At 30.3% G+C, this 1,890-nt stretch carries 2 protein-coding genes; one reads left to right on the top strand and one right to left on the bottom strand.

Features of this window, described 5'->3' with window-relative positions; all coding sequences use genetic code 11:
* Positions 1–76: 76 nt before the first annotated feature.
* Positions 77–1,168 (top strand): mechanosensitive ion channel family protein, encoded by a 1,092-nt coding sequence (locus SVN78_10760; GenBank protein ID MDY6822086.1) that lies wholly within the window; start codon positions 77–79, stop codon positions 1,166–1,168.
* Positions 1,169–1,185: 17 nt separating this feature from the next.
* On the opposite strand, the gene SVN78_10755 is transcribed toward SVN78_10760, so the two are convergent.
* Positions 1,186–1,743, bottom strand: coding sequence for an HDIG domain-containing protein (locus SVN78_10755; protein MDY6822085.1), 558 nt, complete (start codon positions 1,741–1,743; stop codon positions 1,186–1,188).
* Between the last annotated feature and the right edge of the window lie 147 nt (positions 1,744–1,890).

Raw genomic sequence — 1,890 nt, 5'->3', positions numbered from 1 at the left:
TTATAATATTTTATTGCAATATATTAGAAAAAATGAAAAAATATAAAGCTAAAACAATAACATCAAAGGTATGTGAATGAATATCGTTGAACAGCTAAAATCAATACTTGATTACTCTATATTTAATCTCACTGTGTATGAATTATCACTTTTTTTTCTTGTATTATTTATATTTCTTTTTTTTAAGAAGATATTTACAAATTCAATTTTGTTAATTTTAAAAAAACTTGCAGAGAGAACAAAGACTGATATTGATGACAAGCTTTTAAATATACTTGAAAGGCCAATAAAATTTTTATTTGTTACAATTGGATTATATTTTGCTTTCTCAGTTTTATCTCTCCCAGCTGAGGCAAATGATCTAATTGGTCATATAATTCGTAGTTTCATTATCTTTGTTGTCTTTTGGACACTCTACAGGGGAGAAAGCCTTCTTAATACAATGCTTTATAAAGTATTTATTGAGAGAAAGCTTGATATGGCAACATCCTTAATTCCTTTTATCAATAAATTTATAAAAGCCACAATTATATGCTTTGCAATAACCTTTATTATCCAGGAATGGGGTTACGATATAGGCGCAATTATCACTGGACTTGGTATTGGGGGCCTTGCAATAGCCCTAGCAGCAAAAGACACACTAGCCAATTTCTTTGGTAGCGTTATGGTTTTACTTGACAAACCCTTTAAGATTGGCGATTGGATAGTCTGTTCAGATGCAGAGGGTATAGTAGAAGAAATAGGTTTTAGAAGTACTAAAATTAGAACTTTTGCAAAGGCCCTTGTAGCTATCCCAAATTCAAAACTAGCAAATGACTCAATTACTAATTGGTCTAGAAGGGAAAACAGAAGAATAAACTTTAATATAGGCCTAACCTATTCAACAAACAGGTCACAAATTGAGAATATTGTTAATAAAATTAGGGATATGCTCATAAATCATAAATATATAAAAGAGGATCCCCTAATGGTAAATTTTACAGATTTTGGTGCCTCCTCACTTAATGTTTTTATATATTGCTTTACAACAACAGCAGTGTGGTCTGAATATCTAAAAATAAAAGAAGATGTTAACCTGAAAATAATGAAAATTATAGAAGATGAAAATGCTTCCTTTGCTTTTCCCTCTACTTCAATTTATGTAGAAAAGCTACCCAAAAATAATTAATTATATAATTTAAAAGCCTATAAATTTAATTTATCAGATATCTTAGAAAGGGCATTTATTATTAAGGATATATGCTCCTCTAGATTAACACCAAGCTCATCAACACCTTTGTATATATCTTCTCTGTTTACACTCCTTGCAAAAGCTTTATCTTTTAGCTTTTTTTTCACACTTTTTACCTTTACATTAGAAATCTTTCTCTCTGGATTTACATATGCACAAGCAATTATTAAACCCGTTAATTCATCAACAGCAAATAATGTCTTAGCCATAAGTGTATCCCTTTCAACACCAGTGTAATCAGCATGCCCCAAAATAGCCCTAACTACTTCCTCAGGATAGCCAATTTGCCTTAATATCTCTGCTCCCTTGTAGGGATGTTCTTCCTTTGAAGGATACCTCTCATAATCAAAATCGTGTAGTAGTCCTGTTATCCCCCATAAATCCACGTCTTCATTAAACTTCTTGGCATATTCCCTCATAGCTGCCTCAACCGCTAAAGCATGTTTGATCAACGAATCAGATTGTGTATATTCACTCAATAATTTAAAAGCCTCTTCTCTGTTTAAATCCATAATGAACCTCCTTATTTTAAATAATTTATACACTATGCAATATATTCATATATATCATTTAAAGGTTCAACAATTATAGTTTTATAATTATCATAAAAAAATAAGCCATCATCGGTATTCTTTACTTTCCTTAAATATTTCTTAAAT

The organism is Deferribacterota bacterium (genome assembly GCA_034189185.1).
Classification (GTDB): domain Bacteria; phylum Chrysiogenota; class Deferribacteres; order Deferribacterales; family UBA228; genus UBA228.
Note: the sequence above shows the minus strand (reverse complement) of the source record. Positions and strands in the feature narration are given on the sequence as shown.

What these genes read in the sequence shown, in the direction of transcription:
- SVN78_10760 (MDY6822086.1), top strand. Translation starts at nt 77, where the DNA reads ATGAATATCGTTGAACAGCTAAAATCAATACTTGATTACTCTATATTT.
- SVN78_10755 (MDY6822085.1), bottom strand. Translation starts at nt 1,743, where the DNA reads ATGGATTTAAACAGAGAAGAGGCTTTTAAATTATTGAGTGAATATACA.